Annotated in this window: 1 protein-coding gene; it reads right to left on the reverse strand. The window is 62.4% G+C overall.

From position 1 onward, the window contains the following. Nucleotides 1–157: 157 nt before the first annotated feature. Nucleotides 158–1,894 (reverse strand): hypothetical protein, encoded by a 1,737-nt coding sequence (locus tag ACQUQ1_RS22095; RefSeq protein WP_435066340.1) that lies wholly within the window; start codon nt 1,892–1,894, stop codon nt 158–160. Between the last annotated feature and the right edge of the window lie 9 nt (nt 1,895–1,903).

Below are 1,903 nucleotides of genomic sequence, written 5' to 3' on the forward strand. Positions count from 1 at the left end.
GTGAGTGGGCCGTTGCCATCTGGAGAGGTCGTTCCGTCACCAGGCGTCCCAGAACCGCCATTGTCGTTCAGACAGCCCGCGACGCTCACGAGGGCAGCACCTGCGACTGTTCGGAGGGCGGTTCGCCGACTGATCTGTGGGTGGTTTCTAGTCATGACTATGGGTTCCGTTGGAAGATGTCGTCTGGACCGAGCATTCGGAGGAGCCGCTTGCCTGCGTAGAACATCACAAGAAACGGGATGAGCTGCCAGCCGACCTCGAAAATGAAGGCGAACCAACCGTCGATGGTGCCGAGCGGGTGCCAGCGAGCAGTTGCCGTCGCACTCACATATGCGGGGTCGTGCCCGAGCCACGAGCCTGGGTGGTACCGAGCCGTGTAGATGCCCGGCTCGTCGATCGTCACGATCGCCACCCCGGAGGCGTTGGTCTCGACGCGTTGCTCCGCGATGGTGATGTACCCGTTGCGAGTGTTCCCACCGATTGGATATCGTCGGTCGGGATCGCTGAGCACGATTGGGGCGCCGGTCTCGTTGTCTCGGAGTTCGATGCGGAGTGTGGCCTGACTTTCGTTCTGCTGGAGAACCTCAACAGTCAGATTACTGCGCCGGAGCTGCCGCTCTGAGCCAGCGTCAGGTGCCACAATCGAGGCGTTCACGCCCCGCACGATCCCCGCTACCTGGAGCGCGTCGCGGTCGACGTTCTCCGCGCGAACCGCAACACCGTACGTCGTCGTGTACGACTGGTTGACGATGTCGATGTTGATGTTCTCACCGAGAGTGCCGTCCGGAGACGGTCGGTCAGTTCCCCAGGTGTCGATGATCTCTGGGCCATCGCGAACTGGTTCGGCACGCGGGCCGATTCGCGACGGGTACGCGTGAACATAGACAGGAATCGCATCCGACTCGACGGTGGCGCTGTCGGTCCGGTTCGACCTGACGAGCGTATCCCAGTTGGTGTTCCGAGCGGTGTAGAACCGCCAGACGCCACGCACTCGTGCGCTTCCATTCTCCGTCAGCGTGTACCCCTGCCACGGTCGAGACTGGAAAATAGCCACACCGGCGTCACCATTGGGATACTCGGCGTAGTAGGGGTACGCCGAGAGGTCGTAGATCTCGACAGCGATCGAATCCGAGACGTTGAGCGACTCGGTTCGGTACGTGACCTCAACATCGGTCTCGTCGCCTCGGTCGATTCGCGTGGTCTTCTTCAGCCGGACGCTGATCTCGGCTTCGAGTGTGAGGTTTGCACTCCAGTCGTCCTCGATCTGGTAGTCGAGGGCCGGCGTGTGCGAGCCGTCGCGCTCGACAATGGTTTCGCCGTCCTTCTGCAATCGAACCTCCTCGACCTCGTTGCTCGCGAGCGACCACTCGATCGTCCTGTTCCCCGAGGAGCTTCCGTTCGGGACGCGAACGCGATAGTCGACGAACCCCCGCATCGTGCCGTTCGGCGCGATATAGAGCGGGGTCTCACCCGACTCCAAGTGACCTCGCGTCGACGGCTGCACTGCGAACACTGTGGCGTGGGCGTCCTCGATAAACACGCCATCTTCGAGCGACGCGTGGCGCGGATGCACGGACGTATCCGACCCACCGGCTTCGAGATCAGCGAAATCGTTTCGCGTCCACGTTGCAGCTGTCGCCGGCGGGCGCGTGAACGTGATGTCCGTCCCGTTTGCGAGTTGGTGCATCGCGGTCCGGCTCTCGCCGTATCGCTGCTGGTACTCCTCCTGGGTGATGTAGTTGTCCGCGTCACGAGACCAAAGCGTCGCTGATTCATTCCCAGTGAGCCCATTCCCCTCCGTGCCTGGCCGTGGCGGGCTTGCAGTGACGAGACCCGTGACTAGGCTCGTCACGAACAGGGCGGCCATTAGCACGGAGAGCTCTCGTTGTTTCATGGGGGCTCG

It is taken from the genome of Halobaculum sp. EA56 (assembly GCF_051195075.1).
GTDB lineage: Archaea > Halobacteriota > Halobacteria > Halobacteriales > Haloferacaceae > Halobaculum.